Source organism: Nonomuraea sp. NPDC049784 (assembly GCF_040659615.1).
GTDB lineage: Bacteria > Actinomycetota > Actinomycetes > Streptosporangiales > Streptosporangiaceae > Nonomuraea.
The window spans coordinates 1-1,109 of the sequence record NZ_JBFAMX010001292.1; the positions used below are offsets into that span (position 1 = coordinate 1).

The 1,109-nt window shown below is 73.3% G+C and carries 1 protein-coding gene; it reads left to right on the forward strand.

The genetic code is table 11. The features are described 5' to 3' along the window. On the forward strand, positions 1 to 1,109 hold a 1,109-nt coding region (locus AB0J09_RS65525; protein ID WP_360714681.1), incomplete at both ends, for a condensation domain-containing protein.

Genomic DNA, 1,109 nt, shown 5'->3' on the forward strand with positions numbered 1-1,109 from the left:
CCCGCTTCCCGGAAGGCGCGGACGGGCAGCCGGACGTGCTGGTGCCGGAGGACGCGGAGGTCCCGCTCACCGTCGCCGAGGCCGGGTCGGTGGAGGCGGCCAGGGAGCTGGTGGGGCCGTTCCTGGCGGAGCCGTTCGACCTGGTGTCGGGGCCGGTCATCAGGGCGTTGCTGGTACGGCTGGCACCCGGCGACCACGTGCTGGCCCTGGCCGTCCACCACATCGCGGCCGACGGCTGGTCCGCGAACATCCTGCTGCGCGAGATCCTCTCGTTCTGCACCGGCGGGACGGCCCCGGACCTGCCCGTGACGTACGGGGACTTCGCGGCCTGGCAGCGCGCACGGCCCGGCGGCGACGTGGACTACTGGCGGGAGCGGCTGGCCGGGCTGGAGCCCCTGGAGCTGCCGACCGACGCGCCACGGCCGCCGGAGCTGACCTACGCCGGGGCGGCGCACCACTTCTCGGTCGCCCCCGAGCCGGCCGAGCGGCTGGACCGGCTGGGGCGTGAGCACGGCGCGACGCCGTACATGGTGCTGCTGGCGGCCTTCGCGGTGCTGCTCGGACGGTACGCGGGGCAGGACGACGTGGCGATCGGCTCGCCGGTGGCCGGGCGGTCGCTGCCCGAGCTGGACAACCTGGTCGGGTGCTTCGTCAACATGCTGGCGATGCGGGTGGACCTGTCCGGGGATCCGTCGTTCGCGGAGCTGCTGTGCCGGGTGCGTGACCTGGCCACGGACGCGTACACGCACCAGGAGGTGCCGTTCGAGCGGCTCGTCCAGGAGCTGAACGTGGCGCGGGAGCCGTCCAGATCGCCGGTGTTCCAGGTCATCCTGGCCATGCAGAACTACGGCGGCGAGCCGGAGCCCGGGCCGCTGACGCTGGAGGGGTTCGAGCCGGGAGTGTGGGCGACGCGGTTCGACCTGGAGCTCTACACCGGGGGTGGCGGGTCGTTCCTGTTCGTGTACAACACCGCGCTCTTCTCCGGCGAGCGGATCGAGCGCATGGCCGGGCATCTGGCCACGCTGCTGGAGGGGGTGGCAGCCGCGCATGAGCCGGACGTCCTCCCGCCATACGGCGGGGTCCCACTGCTCCGGGTTGTAGTCACCGCC